The 622-nt window shown below is 67.7% G+C and carries 1 protein-coding gene; it reads right to left on the reverse strand.

Translation table 11 applies throughout. The features are described 5' to 3' along the window. On the reverse strand, positions 1-621 hold a 621-nt coding region (locus H9652_RS19500; RefSeq protein WP_191798472.1), incomplete at its 3' end, for a superoxide dismutase. Position 622: the final 1 nt, after the last annotated feature.

Consider the following 622-nt stretch of genomic DNA (forward strand, 5'->3'; position numbering starts at 1 on the left):
GGGGATGATGAGGCCTTCGCCCTGGGTGCGGGCGCGGGCGAGGCGTGCGTCGGCGTCGGCCCAGTTGACGAGGTTCCACCAGGCGGTGACGTAGTCGGCGCGCACGTTCTGGTAGTCCAGGTAGTAGGCGTGCTCCCAGACGTCGAGCAGGACGATCGGGACCAGGCCCAGGGCGATGTTGCCCTGCTGGTCGTAGAGCTGGACGATGATGAGCTTCTTGCCGAGGGTGTCCCAGGCGAGGATGGCCCAGCCCGAGCCCTGGACGCCTGCGGCGACGGCGGCGAAGTGCTTCTTGAACTTCTCGAAGGAGCCGAAGTCCTCGGCGATGGCTGCGGCGATGTCGCCGGTGGGCTCGCCGCCGCCCTCGGGGGAGAGGTTGGTCCAGAACGCGGAGTGGTTGACGTGTCCGCCGAGGTTGAACGCGAGGTTCTTCTCGTGGAGGTTGACCGCGGCGAGGTCGCCGGAGTCGCGGGCCTCGGCGAGCTTCTCGAGTGCCGTGTTGGCGCCGGTCACGTAGGCCTGGTGGTGCTTGGAGTGGTGCAGCTCCATGATGCGGCCGGAGATGTGGGGCTCGAGTGCGCCGTAGTCGTACGACAGCTCGGGAAGGGTGTAGACAGCCATG

This window comes from Oerskovia rustica (assembly GCF_014836555.1).
GTDB classification, from domain to species: domain Bacteria; phylum Actinomycetota; class Actinomycetes; order Actinomycetales; family Cellulomonadaceae; genus Oerskovia; species Oerskovia rustica.